General features: G+C 64.7%; 10 protein-coding genes. 4 read left to right on the forward strand and 6 right to left on the reverse strand.

The genetic code is table 11. The features are described from left to right. The 4 genes from NK8_RS04635 to NK8_RS04650 form a co-directional block, all read right to left on the reverse strand. On the reverse strand, nucleotides 1-3,123 hold the full coding sequence (locus NK8_RS04635; protein ID WP_162065287.1) for an MdtB/MuxB family multidrug efflux RND transporter permease subunit: 3,123 nt from the start codon (nucleotides 3,121-3,123) through the stop codon (nucleotides 1-3). Nucleotides 3,124-3,150: 27 nt separating this feature from the next. Beyond that, nucleotides 3,151-4,524 (reverse strand): MdtA/MuxA family multidrug efflux RND transporter periplasmic adaptor subunit, encoded by a 1,374-nt coding sequence (locus tag NK8_RS04640; protein WP_162065288.1) that lies wholly within the window; start codon nucleotides 4,522-4,524, stop codon nucleotides 3,151-3,153. A gap of 348 nt (nucleotides 4,525-4,872) precedes the next feature. Next, a complete protein-coding gene (locus tag NK8_RS04645) occupies nucleotides 4,873-5,706 on the reverse strand; it encodes an IclR family transcriptional regulator (RefSeq protein WP_162065289.1) in 834 nt (277 codons plus the stop codon). Nucleotides 5,707-6,213: 507 nt separating this feature from the next. Beyond that, nucleotides 6,214-6,522, reverse strand: a complete 309-nt coding sequence (locus tag NK8_RS04650; RefSeq protein ID WP_213227728.1) for a hypothetical protein — start codon at nucleotides 6,520-6,522, stop codon at nucleotides 6,214-6,216. A 310-nt stretch (nucleotides 6,523-6,832) separates the two neighbouring features. Between NK8_RS04650 and NK8_RS04655 the strand changes: the two genes are divergently transcribed. Together NK8_RS04655 and NK8_RS04660 are read left to right on the forward strand one after the other, a co-directional pair. Continuing rightward, entirely contained in the window at nucleotides 6,833-7,306 is a 474-nt protein-coding gene (locus tag NK8_RS04655) for a hypothetical protein (RefSeq protein ID WP_213227730.1), read from the forward strand. A gap of 119 nt (nucleotides 7,307-7,425) precedes the next feature. After that, on the forward strand, nucleotides 7,426-10,047 hold the full coding sequence (locus NK8_RS04660; protein ID WP_213227732.1) for a mechanosensitive ion channel family protein: 2,622 nt from the start codon (nucleotides 7,426-7,428) through the stop codon (nucleotides 10,045-10,047). Nucleotides 10,048-10,054: 7 nt separating this feature from the next. On the opposite strand, the gene NK8_RS04665 is transcribed toward NK8_RS04660, so the two are convergent. Then, entirely contained in the window at nucleotides 10,055-10,651 is a 597-nt protein-coding gene (locus NK8_RS04665; protein ID WP_213227734.1) for a cysteine dioxygenase family protein, read from the reverse strand. Between the two features lie 127 nt (nucleotides 10,652-10,778). Here NK8_RS04665 and NK8_RS04670 point away from each other — a divergent pair, with 127 nt between their 5' ends. Both NK8_RS04670 and NK8_RS04675 read left to right on the forward strand, forming a co-directional pair. After that, nucleotides 10,779-11,252, forward strand: a complete 474-nt coding sequence (locus NK8_RS04670) for an Lrp/AsnC family transcriptional regulator (RefSeq protein ID WP_087131368.1) — start codon at nucleotides 10,779-10,781, stop codon at nucleotides 11,250-11,252. Nucleotides 11,253-11,562: 310 nt separating this feature from the next. After that, on the forward strand, nucleotides 11,563-11,784 hold the full coding sequence (locus NK8_RS04675; RefSeq protein ID WP_061175905.1) for a hypothetical protein: 222 nt from the start codon (nucleotides 11,563-11,565) through the stop codon (nucleotides 11,782-11,784). A gap of 15 nt (nucleotides 11,785-11,799) precedes the next feature. On the opposite strand, the gene NK8_RS04680 is transcribed toward NK8_RS04675, so the two are convergent. Further along, complete coding sequence (locus NK8_RS04680; protein ID WP_213227736.1) at nucleotides 11,800-14,322, reverse strand: FUSC family membrane protein; 2,523 nt, start codon at nucleotides 14,320-14,322, stop codon at nucleotides 11,800-11,802. Between the last annotated feature and the right edge of the window lie 47 nt (nucleotides 14,323-14,369).

Consider the following 14,369-nt stretch of genomic DNA (forward strand, 5'->3'; position numbering starts at 1 on the left):
TCAGCGTCCTTCACCGGCCGGCGCCGCGCCGGGCGTGCCGCGATGAAACCGGGCGCGCAGCTTGCGGCCGAGCGAATCGAAGCCGAGATAGATCACGGGCGTGGTGAACAGCGTGAGCAATTGCGACACGATCAGACCGCCGACGATCGCCACGCCGAGCGGCCGCCGCAATTCCGAGCCCGCGCCCCAGCCGAGCATCAGCGGCAACGCGCCGAGGAGCGCCGCCATGGTCGTCATGAGAATGGGGCGAAAGCGCAGCAGGCAGGCCTGGAAGATCGCTTCGCGCGGCGGCTTGCCCTGGTCGCGTTCGGCTTCGAGCGCGAAGTCGATCATCATGATCGCGTTCTTCTTCACGATGCCGATCAAAAGCACGATGCCGATGATGCCGATGATGTCGAGATCGTGCCCGGTGATCATCAGCGAGAGCAGCGCGCCGACACCCGCCGAAGGCAGTGTCGAAAGAATCGTGATCGGATGGATGAAGCTCTCGTACAGCACGCCGAGCACGATGTACATCGTCACGATGGCCGCGAGAATCAGGAACAGCTCGTTCGACAGCGATGCCTGGAACGCGAGCGCCGCGCCCTGAAAGCGAATCTGGAACGAGGCCGGCAAGCCGATGTCCTGCTTCGCCTGCTCGATCGCCTTCACCGCTTCGCCAAGCGACGCGCCCTTCGCGAGGTTGAAGGAGACGGTGGTCGCCGGGAACTGGCCAAGGTGCGTGACCAGCAAGGGCGCCGCGCGCTCATGGAACTTCGCGATGGCCGAGAGCGGCACCTGTCCGTTGGTCGCGGTGGAGGAGGGCAGGTAGATGCCGTTGAGCGTGTCGCTGTAATGCGCGTCGGACGGCTCCGCTTCGAGAATCACGCGGTACTGGTTCGACTGCGTGAAGATCGTCGAGATGATGCGCTGGCCGAACGCGTCGTACAGCGCGTTGTCGACGGTCGCGGGCGTGATGCCGAAGCGCGCGGCCGTCGCCCGGTCGATCTCGATATACACCGACTGGCCGTTCTGCTGCAGATCCGTGGCGACATCGGTCAGGATCGACGTGTGTTGCAGGCGCTCGACGAGCTTCGGCACCCATTCGGCGAATTCGGTCGCGTTCGGGTCCGTCAGCATGAACTGATATTGCGTCGGACTGACAGTCGAATCGATCGTCAGATCCTGAACCGGCTGCATGTAGAGCTTGATACCGGGAATGTCGGCGACTTCGCTCTGGATCGTGCGGATGATGTCGCTCGACGTATTGTCGCGGTCGTCACGCGGCTTCAGGTTGATGAGCATGCGCCCGCTATTGAGCGTGATGTTCGTGCCGTCCACGCCGACGAACGAGGTCAGGCTTTCCACGTCCTGGTTCTGCAGGATCTTCGCCGCGAGCGCCTGTTGCTGCTCGGCGACCGCCTTGTACGACGCCGCCTGCGGCGCCTGCGTGATCGCCTGGATCACGCCCGTGTCCTGAGTCGGAAAAAAGCCCTTCGGAATGTACACGTACAGCACGGCGGTGCAGATGAGCGTGAGCACGAACACGAACAGCGTCGCGCGTTGACGCTCCAGCACCCAGTTCAGCGCGACCGCGTAACGCCCGATCACGTAATCGATGAACTGATGCGCGCGCGCCTCGAAACGCTTGCTTTCCTTCGGCGGCGTGTGGCGCAGGAGCTTGGCGCACATCATCGGCACGAGCGTGAGCGAGACGATCGCCGAAATGACGATGGTCACCGCGAGCGTGATCGCGAACTCATGGAACAGGCGGCCGACCACGTCGCCCATGAAGAGCAGCGGAATCAGCACGGCGATGAGCGAAACCGTCAGCGAGATGATGGTGAAGCCGATCTGCTTCGAGCCCTTCAACGCCGCTTCGAGCGGCGGATCGCCTTCCTCGACGTAACGCGCGATGTTCTCGATCATCACGATGGCATCGTCGACGACGAAACCGGTCGCGATGGTCAGCGCCATCAGCGAGAGGTTGTCGAGCGAGAAGCCGCACAGATACATGATCGCGAGCGTGCCGACCAATGAGAGCGGCACGGAAAGGCTCGGGATGATGGTCGCGTAGACGTTCGCGAGGAACAGATAAATGACCAGCACGACAAGCACGACGGACAGCGCGAGCTCGAACTGCACGTCGCGGACCGAGGCGCGGATGGTGGTGGTGCGGTCGGTGACGACGCGCACGTCGAGCGCCGCCGGCAGCGCCTGCTGCAATTGCGGCAGGATTTTCTTGATGCCGTCGACGACCGCGATTACGTTCGCGCCCGGCTGGCGCTGCACGTTCAGGATGATCGCAGGCGTCGAATCGACCCACGCGCCGAGCTTCGTGTTCTCCGGACCCTGCACGATGGTCGCGACGTCGGTCAGCATCACCGGCCGGCCGCTGCGATAGGCGACGACCGCGCTTTTGTATGCGTCGGCGTCGGTGAGCTGGTCGTTCGCGTTGATCGTGTAGGCGCGCGAAGGGCCGTCGAAGTTGCCTTTCGGCGTGTTGACGTTGAGGTTCGATATGGTCGTGCGCAAGTCGTCGATGTTCAGGCCGTACGACGCCAGCGCGCGTGTATTCGCGCGGATACGCACGGCGGGGCGGTTGCCGCCGCTCACTGCGACGAGGCCCACGCCCGCAACCTGCGAGATCTTCTGTGCGAGACGCGTATCGGCGAGGTCCTGCACCTGCGTGAGGGGCAATGTCTTCGAGCTCACGGCGAGCGTCATGATCGGCGCGTCGGCGGGGTTCACCTTCGCGTAGATCGGCGGCGCGGGCAGGTCGGACGGCAGCAGGTTGCCCGCCGCGTTGATCGCCGCCTGCACTTCCTGCTCGGCGATATCGAGCGGCAAGTCGAGGCTGAACTGCAGCGTGATGACCGATGCCCCCGCCGAACTCTGCGACGACATCTGGTTCAGGCTCGCCATCTGGCCGAACTGCTTTTCGAGCGGCGCGGTGACGCTCGAGGTCATCACGTCGGGCGAAGCGCCCGGATAGAACGTCTGGACCTGGATCGTCGGATAGTCGACGGCGGGCAGCGCGGAGAGCGGCAAAAAGCGCAGCGCGACGAGGCCGACCAGCATGATCGCCGCCATCAGGAGCGCCGTGCCGACCGGGCGCAGAATAAAAATGCGAGATGGGTTCATGCCGAATTGGTTACGTGATGCTCGGGATTACTGCTGCTGCGACTGTTGACGTCGATGCCCGCCATGCCGCGCGCCCGACGCCGCCGACGCGGGCGCCGCCGCCGACGCGCCCGAAGCGCCGGAAGCACCGGACGCGCCCGAAGCCGCTGCCGCCTTTTCAGCCGGGATCGTGATCTTCGCGCCTTCCTTCAGTCGGTCGGAACCGTCGATCACCACGCGCTCGCCCACTTGCAGCCCGGACTTGATGCTGGTGCGCTCGCCGTCGACCGGACCGGTTTTCACGTTGCGCACCGTGACGGTGTTGTCCGGCTTCACGACATAGACGAACGCGCCCGACGAGCCGTTCAATACTGCGGACGTCGGCACGATGGTCGCGTTGCGGATCACGTCGACCAGCAGTTTCGTGTTCACGAACTGATTCGGAAACAGCATGCCGCCCTTGTTCTCGAAGGTGGCGCGCAGTTTCACGGTGCCGGTGGTCGTGTCGATCTGGTTGTCGACGGTTTCGAGGAAGCCCGCTTCGAGCGAGGTGGTGTTCGCGCGGTCGTACGCGGTGACCGACATCTTCGTGCCCGCGTGCAACGGCTTGAGAATGGCGGCGAGATTGTCCTCGGACGTCGTGAAGATCACGCTGATCGGCTGCAATTGCGTGATGACGACGACGCCGTTGGTGTCGCCCGTCGTCACGTAATTGCCCGGGTCGACCTGACGCAAACCGACGCGCCCCGACACCGGCGCCGTGATGCGCGCGTAGGTGAGGTCGAGCTTGTAGGTATCGACGTTCGCCTGGTCGGATTTCACCGCCCCTTCGTACTGCTTGACGAGCGACGCTTGCGTGTCGACCTGCTGCCTGGCGATGGAATCCTGCGACAACAGCGTCTGATAGCGCTGCAGGTCGAGCCGCGCGGTCTGCAGCAACGCCTGATCCTTCGCGAGCGTGCCTTGCGCGTTGCGCAGCGAGATTTCATACGGGCGCGGGTCGATCTGCGCGAGCAAATCGCCCTTCTTGACCATCTGGCCTTCCTTGAAGGCGACGTCGACCAGCGTGCCGTTCAGTTGCGTCTTGACCGTGACGTTCGCGAGCGGCGTCACCGTGCCGAGCGAATTGATGACGACGGGCATTTCGCCCTGCGTGACGGACGCCACGTGCACCGGCTGCGGCTGGTTGGTCGCGTTCGCGCCGCGCCGTCCGCCCTGACGCGCTTCCTGCGGGCCGCTCGTGCCGCCGCTGTCGCCACGGTTCCACGGATGCCACCACACGATGGCGCCGGCGACGATCAGAATCGCGACGATGAGCGGCACGATCCGGCGGCGGCGCGCCGTGGGCTCGACGGCGGCGGGCGTTGCGGGCGTGGGAGGCGTCGGGCGCGGCTGCGAGGGGGGATTCTTTTGGTCGTCCATCGGTTCGGTGGCTGGGTCTTTCAAAACGGGTACGATGCGCGCACGGACGGCGGTTCGCGGTTCGAGCGTGTGCAGGGCGGAGCGGCGCGCGCGTCGAACACGGAGCGAAGCGAAACCGAAGCGGAAACCGCGCCGATTAGCGAGGCCGCCGAAAGCAGCCGGAAAGCCTTCCCGCCGAGGCAGGTCGGACGTCGGCGCGGCCCCGGTGCGCGCGAAGCATGATGCTACGTGCCGCACCCGGCTCCGTCCACCGGTCATTCTTTCTGTTGATTACGACTGTTACACGCGTATCGACGCGAGCTTTCGATGCGCTTCGGCCGGCATATGCGGCAAGCGTCGTCGCGTAGTCTAACCGGCGGCGCGCGCGGCGTTCGTCGCGTGCGTGCCGCCGATCTCGCGCGTAATCTGCTCGACGCATTCGAGCAGCGAAGGCGCGACCTCGTCGACGAGGACTTCGCGCGAGCACTGATGCGAAGCGCCGCCGCAGTTGACCGAGTAACGCTCTTCGGACGGCCCGACAAAGCCGGCCGCGACGGCGTTCAGCCCGTGATGCCATTCGCCGAGCGAGATCGCGAAGCCGAGTTGCAAGGCGTCGTCGATGCCGCGCTGCAAACCGCCGGCGATTGCCGGCCAGTCGTCGCCCGAAGCCGTCTGCAGGCTGCCGATGAGCGCGCGCCGGTCCGCCTCCGACAGCACCGCGAGATACGCGCGGCCGACCGCGGTGCGGCTCAGATCCATCCGACCGCCGACTTCGAGCCGCGACACGAGCACCGCAGATCGCGGCCGAATGGCATCGATTACAACCATCTCAAGACGATCGCGCACGGCGAGGTGCACCGACAAACCGGTGCGCTCGGCGAGCCGGATGAGGAACGGACGCGCCCGAGCACGGATATCGAAATTGCGTAAGAATCCGTTGCTCAGTTCGAGCACGGACGCAGTCAGCACGAAGCGTTCACTATCGGGCAGGCGAAGCAGCAGTCCCGCGCCGACGAGCGTCGCGGTAATGCGTGAAATCGTGGGCTTGGGAATGCCGGTCCAGTCGGTCAGCTCGCGATTGCTGACAGGCGCGTCCGCGGCGGCGATCCTGCGCAGCACGTCGAGTCCGCGGGCGAGCGCGGTGACTTCCTCGCCGTCTTTTTCCCGGGCGCGTTCCCGGCCCAGCGACCGATCATTTTGCATAGGCTTTTGTTTTGTGAAACATTGTTTTGTTTGATGACTGGGCGCAATTCTACAAGCGGGCATCCAAAAACTTGCAAACGATGCAAGCCTCGGCGATAAGGTGCATTCGCTGCGAATTTATTTCGTTCATCAGCACGGCTTGAACGAAACTTGGGCAGTTGCCCGGACCGTGAAATTTTGCTTGACTCGCGCAGCGATCCCGGAAAAAATGGAACCGAATTTCGAAACCAGAGACGATGTGCGCGTGAGTGCTTCCCGTTCAGGACTCGAAAGACAGGCTCTCAGGTTCTAGCACGGCCCTCGGAATGGCTAGAACTTTTAAGGCGCTACGGCAACGTAGCGCCTTTTTTTTCGTCCAGGCGTTCGCTGATGCTTCGGCGCGAATATACCGCAAAGCACCGCAAGCACTCGGGATGCCGGAAGGCAGGTGTGGAGGCGGGAATGTCAGCGGCCGTGCTCCTGACGGGCCGCTCGGAGGACGCGCAGCGATCGCGCGCGTCGCAGGAATCAATACATATTGCTGAACACGCGACGCTGTTTGAGCAAGCGCTTGCCTCGCAGGATCCAGTAGACGCTCGCACACACGAGCAGCGCTGCGACTGCCAGCACGAGCAGCGGCGAGATCCGATCGGGCGCGGGCGGACTCGTCGCGATGAGCAGTGCCGCGAAGAATGCAGCGCCTGCCTGAAAGAACGCACGATGAGCGAGATTGCGTCGCATCCGGGGTGTGGTGAAGCGGGAGACGGGCGCGCGGGTGAACGGCTCGAACAGCATCAATCCTGCGACGAGGACGACGGTGACATTCATCAAAAGCATGGTGCGAGACTTCGTGGAGGCGGGACCGTGGCGAATATAGCCAACCGGATATCGCGCCATAACCAGAAGTCTCCTAAATGTAGAGGAAAAGTTCTATTTGCTGATTTTTCGCGATGTTCGCGCCTTTCGATAGGTTCTTGAAAGCATGTTCACGGACTTCGAGCGTCAGCCAGTTCTCCTATGATGCAAGGTTCGGGCGACCGATTCTCGCTTCCGGTGCGCGAACTGGATCGTTCATCGCTTTGGAAGAGACGCTGCCCCGACAGCGTATGATGTTCGCCAGTTTCGAGATGAGGTGGAAGGTAACGCCATGCAGATGAATTCCATGAACCGCATTGCCGTGGCGCTCGCGGCGCTCGGCGTGCTCGCCGCTTGCGAAAAGCACGACGCCACCGCGGGACAGGCCGCGAGCGCGTTCAACAACGTCGCGAGCCAGACCAGCCAGAAGTTCGATCAGGCGGCAAGCTACGTCGGTCAGAAGGTCGATGCGGCCAAGCAGTCCGCGCAGCAGAATTTCGACAACGCCGGCTCCATGCCCGACGTGTCCGCGAGCGGCGTCGCCGCGACGGCGCGAGCGAACTTCGATAACGCGGCGAGCGCCACCAACGCCGCGATCACCAACGCCGCGAGCGCAACTGGCGCCGGCCTGCAGTCGGCCGGGCGCAAACTGCAGCAATGGTCGGCGACGGACAGCGGCGCGTCGAACCCGCAGGCGAGCGCGCAAGGCTCGGTCGCGGGCCCGTCGTCCGATGCCGGCGGCACGCGCACCGAGATGGACAAATAGCGCGTGGCTATTTGTCTGAAAAATCAGCGCGTCGACACTTAACATTCGGTTACGTCCGCTTTGGGCGGGCTGCTGGTCCCAGCCGCTAAACTGGCGGTCTTTCAGAAATCGAGACCGTTATGAAGTCACGCAACCTCGCGCATGACCGCGCGTGGGCGTCTGTCGCGATATCCTGGATGGCGGCGCTCGTGCGCCAGCGCGCGCGCCGCGCTTCCGGCGCGTTCTCACTCGTCGCATTCGTCGCGGCTATCGTGCTCGCGGCGCCTGCCGCCCAGGCGGCGGGTCCCGCACTCACGCTGCCGTCCTTTCAGGAACTGATCACGCCGGCCGCGCCCGCATCCGCGCCGGACGCTGCGTCCGCGCCGGCGATGTCCGATGCGGAGATGGTGCGCTCGCTCGACAACATCATCGGCACGCTCGACAGCGACAAGCAGCGCGCCGCGCTCGTCTCGCAACTGAAACACCTGCGCGATGCCAAGCGCGCCGCCGATGACGCGCTTCCGGCAGCGGGCGCGACAGCCGCTTCCGCAACGCCGGACGCCACGGCAAGCGGCACGCCCGCAGCGGGTGCAGCGGCGCCGTCCGGCGCGACGGCATCGTCGGTCGTGGCGACGATCGCGCAGAACGCCGGCCTGCTCGGCGCGATCGCATCGGCGCTCACCAATATCGAAGCCGACGTGAAGCGCGGCAAGACGCCGATCGCCTATTGGAGCGGGCGTTTCAACGCCGCCGGCAACGAACTTTTCACGATCGTCACGAGCCAGAGCCGCGAGTCGTTCGGCCACACGCTCTTCAACTATTTCGCGACGCTCGCGGGTTGGGGCGCGTGCGCGTTCGTGCTGGTGTATCTGCAGCGGCGCATGCAGACGCGTTACGGCATCGACACCGGCCTGCATTCGAATCCGACGACGCGCGAGCTGCTGCTCTTCACGATGCGCCGCGTCGCGCCGTACCTCTTCGCGTTTCTCGCGGCGCTGACCTTCACGCACTACATGCCGCTGTCGCTCGGACGCACGCTCGCGATGGTCACCGCCTATGCGATGGTCGCGGGCGCGGTGTTTTCCGCGATCTGCCTCATCATGTTCTCGCTGTTCGGCTCGGCGCATCGGCGCGTCGCGGTGAACCTGCTGATCATCCGTGCGCGGCGGCTGCTGTTTCTGATCGGCACGCTCGGCGCGCTCGGCGACGCGGCCGCCAACTACGACGTCGCGCAGCAGCTCGGCACCAATCTGTCCGCGCTCATTTCGACGTGCGCGAACATGGGCGCGGCGGGCCTCACCGCGTATTTCGCGCTCGCGTTCCAGCGGCCCGTCGCGCATCTGATCAGAAGCCGCACCTACGAGCAGCGCAATACGCGCAAGGCGGCGACCGAAACCTTCGAGGTGGTCGCGTCGCTGTGGCAGTTGCCGCTGCTGTTGCTCGCGTCGGCGTCGGTGGTGGCGACGCTGATGGGCATCGGCACATCCGAGAACGTGCTGCAGATGGCGATCGCGACCGCGGGCCTGCTCGTCGTTGCGTTCTTTCTCTCCGCGATCGTCGTGCGGATCACGCGCCCGAAGTCGCGCAAGCCGCGCCGGCAATCGGCGTATGTGCGCAGACTCGTCAAGTTCGTCGGGACGATGATCGTGGTCGGCGTCTGGCTCGTGTTTCTCGAACTGTCGTCGCGTTTCTGGGGCTTCTCGCTCGCGCGCATGGCGGAGGAGAGCGTCGCGGCGCGCGGCATCACGCACGCGGTCGCGATGATCCTGCTGACGTTCTTCGTCGTGTGGCTGATCTGGATTCTGATCGATACGGGCATTCAGGAAGCGCTGCGGCCGGACGCGGCGCGGCGCGGCGGGCGCGGCCCGAGCATGCGCGCCCGCACGATGCTGCCGCTCGTGCGCAATGTCGTGTTCGTGTTCCTGCTGACAGCCGCGGCGATCGTCACCGCCGCGAATCTTGGTCTGAACGTGACGCCGCTGCTCGCGGGCGCGGGCGTGATCGGTCTTGCGGTCGGCTTCGGCGCGCAGTCGCTCGTCGCGGATCTGATCACGGGGCTTTTCATCATCATCGAGGACACGATCTCGGTCGGCGATTCGATCGAGGTCGAGGGCGGCCACGCGGGCATCGTCGAAAGCCTGACGATTCGCACCGTGCGCCTGCGCGACGGCCAGGGCGCGATCCACGCGATTCCGTTCTCGCAGATCAAGACGGTGAAAAACCTGTCGCGCGACTTCGCGTATGCGGTGTTCGAGGTGCGCGTGCCGTTCACGGCGGACGTCGACGAAGTCACGCAGATGATCCGCGAAGTCGGCGCCGAACTGATGGCCGATCTGCGCTATCGGCTCGAAATGCTCGGGCCGGTGGAAGTGTGGGGGCTGGACCGTTTCGATCCGAACTGGATGGTCGTGAAAGGGCAGATCAAGACGCGGCCACTGCAGCAATGGAGCGTCGCGCGGGCGTTCAACCTGCGCATCAAGCGCAAGATGGACGAAGCCGGCATGGAGATTCCCGTGCCGCAGATGCATGTGCAGATGACGCGCGATGCGATGCTCGGCGCCGATGCCGCCGAAGGCCGCGAGCGCGCGCGCCGCATCTGGACGGGCGAGGCGCCGCCGGGCGCGCAGGAGGACGAAGCGGCGGTCGGCCCGGCGCTCTCGCGCGATGTGTCGCACGAGCCGCAGCCGGCGCCCCCGCCGACCGATCAATCCGTGCCGATTCCGCCGCAGATTCCGACCGCCTCGGAACCGGGGAAGGGCTGAGCGTTCTTCAGGCCGCCAGCAGATCGTTGACGTGCGTGGCGATCTGCTCGCCCGCGACGCCGTAGATATGCAGCGACACGGCGCGCGCGGCGGTATCGGCGGGATTGCCGAGCTGATGGATCGCGCCGCGCCCCGCATCCACGTAAGAAACCGCGCCTGGCGGGCGCGCGTGACGCCGCGTCTGCACCGCGCGATTGCCGGCGGCATCCCATCGATACAGCGTTTCTTCGAGGCCGCCTTCGATCACCGCATAGCCACACCAGGTCCGATGACCATGCACCGGGCTCGCCTGTCCCGGCTCCCAGACGAGCGCGGCGATCGCGTAGCGGTTGAGCGGATCGGCGGCGAGCAGATGACGGCGATAACCCTGCGGATTGCTCACGCGCTGATCGGGGCGCAGCAGGCCCGGATCGGCGACCGCGCGTTGCAGCGCAAGGCGCACGCGCTCGCCGAACGATGCGCGCGGCCCGGTTTCGGCGGCGAACGCCGCGTCGATCTCGCGGCACAGTTGTTCGAGCGCCGGGCTTTGATGGGCGGGGGAATCCGAAGCCGGATGAGCCGGGGAGAAGGGCCGCGCCGGGCCGCTGACATGTTCGAGTCGCATAGTGGATGGAGCCGTCTGTTTGTCGTTATCGATCGGCTTATTTATACCGGCTTGCCTCAAGAATTAGTTTCCATATAATTCCGCTCGAACATCCAGAAATAGAATAATTTCCTATAAGGGGCGCAGCATGGGAATGGACCTCATCGACCGCAAGTTGCTCGAATTGCTGCAGAACGATGTGACGATGCCCATCGCGGAGCTCGCGCAGCGGGTGAATCTGTCGCAGACGCCTTGCTGGAAGCGGGTGCAGCGCCTGAAGGAAACGGGCGTGATCCGCGCGCAGGTGGCGCTGTGCGATCCGAAGAAGCTCGGCGTCGGCACGACCGTTTTCGTCGCGGTGCGGACGAACCAGCACACGCAGACGTGGGCTGAAGATTTCACGCGCGCGGTGCGCGATATTCCGGAAGTGGTCGAGGTGTATCGGATGAGCGGCGAAACCGATTATCTGTTGCGCGTGGTGGTGTCCGATATCGACGACTACGATCGCGTGTACAAGCTGCTCATTCGCGCGGTGCCGCTTTATGACGTGAGTTCGAGCTTTGCGATGGAGCAGATCAAGTATTCGACGGCGTTGCCGGTCAGGCCGACGCTGGAGAGTTGAGGAGCCTTAACGTGCGCCGCAAACAAAGAGCCGCCCGGTGAGGGCGGCACAACGCGTCCGGTCACAAGGTATCCCGGTCTTGCCCCTTGCAGCCCTTGCCGGGATCGGACGCGCATGGAATCGTGAGTAGTATCGTCATCCGGCGCGCGTCGTTCAAGCGACAGGGTGCAGCACAGAATTTCGCGCGCGGCGTGCGCGTTCCGAAACGACGCGGACCAGCGCTGCGCGAACCGCCTCGGCCGCAATCCAACTGAAACCCAACCCGAGTACCATGTCGGGTCCTTTCCCACACCGCGTCACACACCATTTCATGACCCACGACCCCCGCGACTCCCGCCCGACGGACGGCAAGCCCAAGAAAAATCCGACGCGCGCGGTCAGCGTGTTCATCGTCGTCGTGGTGTTGCTGGTGATCGGCACGGTCCTCTTCAACGCGATCCGTGAAAAGCGCGCGTTCGATCAGCAAAACGCGCAACCCTCCGCCGCGAGCGACGTGCGGCCGGCCGTGCCCGCGATCGGCGCGTCACAGTAACGCGGTAGCGCCCCGTCACACCGGAAGACGAATCTGCGCGGCATCCTTGCCGATGAGCGACGAGGCCGTCAGCATCTGCTTGCATTGATGCGCGAGCAGTTTCAGGTCGTGAAGCGCATCGGCGGGCAAGGATTGCGCGCGCTCGGCATCGACGACCATCTTGTCGAGATCGCGCCGAAGTTCCTTGAGCGCATCCGCTTGCGCGGGCGGCGCATCGGGCTTGGGCGCGGCGGGCAGTTCGCCCTCGGCGCCCGCGAGGTTGTCGCGCACGACGCCGAAGGTGCGCTGCACCGGCTCGAACGGCTGGCCGCCCGCTTCGTTGAGCGACTGCAGCAGCGGCGCGGCGGCGGTGATCTGCGAAGCCAGCACATGGCTTTGTACGAGCAGATCGTTCAATTCGGCGACGTATCTTTGCTGCGGCTTCGGCTCCAGCATCATGCGCTGGAACGCCTGCGCCAGATTGGCGAACGCGATATGCACATTCTTGCGCGCAAGCCGATAGCGGAAGTCGCGGTCGAGCGCGGTAGCGGCGACCGTGGCTGCGGCGGATGCGCCCTTGCTCGCCGTCGCCGCCGTGCTTTCGCCGATGCTCACCGACGACAGACGCTGCGCCGTCGCGCTCGCGGCCTTCATCGCCGGGTCGGTGACCAGCGCGGGTTCGCTGACGGCTTCGGCGTTGACCGCGACGGTTTGGGCCGCCGCTTCCGCAACCGCCGACGCCGCCACCGCCACCGCGTTCGCATCGGCGAATACAGCGCGCTCGACCGGCGTTTCCATCGTCGATGAAGCAGCCGCGCGGGCCTTCTCCGCGGGCGACGCCGGCTTCGCCCGCCACCACCAGCTCGCTTCCAGATAGCTGCGCGTCGCGGCGAGCAGATCCTTCACGAGCTTGCCCATCAGGCGATATTCCCAGTACGGAAAGAGATGGCTCGCCGCGATGGCGATCGCGCAGCCGACGACCGTATCGATCGCGCGCTCGCCGATCAGCCGCAAGCTGCCTGGCGCGAGCAGATGGAACATCAGCAACACATACGACGATGTGAACACGACGCTCGCCGTGTAGTTGAAGAGCAGCAGGCTATAGCTCATCACCATCGACGCGAACATCACGACGAGCAGGATATGCGGCTCCTTCACGAAGAGAATCAGCGCGATGGTCACCGCGCAGCCGATCGCCGTGCCGATGATCCGCTGCGTGTTGCGCTGCTTGGTGAGCGAATAGCCGGGCTTCAGGATGATGACGGTCGTCATCACGATCCAGTACGCGTTCGTGAGCGGCAACAGACGTCCGAGCCAGAAGCCGATGCCCACCGCGATCGTCACGCGCAGCGCGTGCCGGAAGCTCGGCGAGGCCATCGTGAGGTTCGAGAAAATCTGCATGAACGGCACGCGCCGGCTCGAAATGAAGCGCGACAGCGCGTGATCGATCTGCACTTCGGTTTCGATCGCGCTCGCGTCGTCGCGCGTGCGGCGGCGCATCTTGTCGATGAGGCGCGTCGCACTCCACAGACGCCTGAACACGGCCGCCGCCGCCGTGTACGCTTCGGGATTCTTCTCGGGCAAGCCGTGCTTGCGCATCAGCTCCAGTTCGTACTCGATCGCGCGCAACTCGGCCTTCATGCTGATCTGCCTGCCCGCCGCATTGTTCTGCAACACCGCGAGGCCGATCTCTTCCAGATCCGCGCTCGCCTTCCTCATCAGGTCGCGATAGAAGATGAGCACGTCCGAGCCCGCGAAGGTCTTTCTCACTAGCGGATAATCCGTGTGCGCGCCGACGAAGAACTCGTGCAGATCCACCACGTTGATGAAAAGATTGAAGAGCCGCGCGCGCCGCGCATCGAGCTTGCCGCTTTTCACCTTCGGCAGATTGCGCAACACGATGTCGCGCGCCGCCTCCTGCCGTTCGACGGCTGCGATCTGCTTTTCGATGAGCCTGCGATAACACTCGTCGAGATCGGCGTCGCCGTCGTAGAAATCGGCACGCGCGAGCAGATACTCGGCGCAACTGAAGATGCTCTCGGCGAGCGCCTGCTGTTCGATGCGATACACGAGCAGGCGGGAGACGAGCGTCGCCCAGTAGGTGTACCAGAGGCCGCCCAGGAGAATCCACGAAGCGTTGATGAGCGCCTGCATCGGCGTGAAATGCTCTTCGAGCGTGACGACCATCATGAAGAGCGTCGCGAAGCTGATCTGCGGCCAGCGGTTGCCATACACGACGATCAGCGACAGCACGAAGGTGAGCGGCACGATGGTCAGCCAGAGCGTCAGCGGATGCGCCGTCGCGATGCCTGTGGCGAGCGCCGCGCAGAAGCCGATCAGCGTGCACGCGAGCATCTCGTTGTGCTTGTGGCGCAGCGGCCCGGGCATGTCGACGACGCACGCGCCGAGCGCGCCGGTTGCGATCGTGAAACCAAGTTCGCGATTGTGAAAAACGATGAGCATCAGGACGGCGGGCAGCGACACGCCCAAAGCGATGCGCAAGCCGCCGAAGAAATACTGGCTGTAAATGAACTTCCTGATTTCGAACGAATAGCGCATCGACTTCCTGTATTGACGCTCGTTAAGGTTCCAGGGCGAGGCGAGAA

The sequence above is a fragment of the Caballeronia sp. NK8 genome, from assembly GCF_018408855.1.
GTDB lineage: Bacteria > Pseudomonadota > Gammaproteobacteria > Burkholderiales > Burkholderiaceae > Caballeronia.

Bases quoted from the DNA above. Each gene is read 5' to 3' on its own strand.
- NK8_RS04635 (WP_162065287.1), bottom strand. From the start codon at position 3,123: ATGAACCCATCTCGCATTTTTATTCTGCGCCCGGTCGGCACGGCGCTC.
- NK8_RS04640 (WP_162065288.1), bottom strand. From the start codon at position 4,524: ATGGACGACCAAAAGAATCCCCCCTCGCAGCCGCGCCCGACGCCTCCC.
- NK8_RS04645 (WP_162065289.1), bottom strand. From the start codon at position 5,706: ATGCAAAATGATCGGTCGCTGGGCCGGGAACGCGCCCGGGAAAAAGAC.
- NK8_RS04650 (WP_213227728.1), bottom strand. From the start codon at position 6,522: ATGCTTTTGATGAATGTCACCGTCGTCCTCGTCGCAGGATTGATGCTG.
- NK8_RS04655 (WP_213227730.1), top strand. From the start codon at position 6,833: ATGCAGATGAATTCCATGAACCGCATTGCCGTGGCGCTCGCGGCGCTC.
- NK8_RS04660 (WP_213227732.1), top strand. From the start codon at position 7,426: ATGAAGTCACGCAACCTCGCGCATGACCGCGCGTGGGCGTCTGTCGCG.
- NK8_RS04665 (WP_213227734.1), bottom strand. From the start codon at position 10,651: ATGCGACTCGAACATGTCAGCGGCCCGGCGCGGCCCTTCTCCCCGGCT.
- NK8_RS04670 (WP_087131368.1), top strand. From the start codon at position 10,779: ATGGGAATGGACCTCATCGACCGCAAGTTGCTCGAATTGCTGCAGAAC.
- NK8_RS04675 (WP_061175905.1), top strand. From the start codon at position 11,563: ATGACCCACGACCCCCGCGACTCCCGCCCGACGGACGGCAAGCCCAAG.
- NK8_RS04680 (WP_213227736.1), bottom strand. From the start codon at position 14,322: ATGCGCTATTCGTTCGAAATCAGGAAGTTCATTTACAGCCAGTATTTC.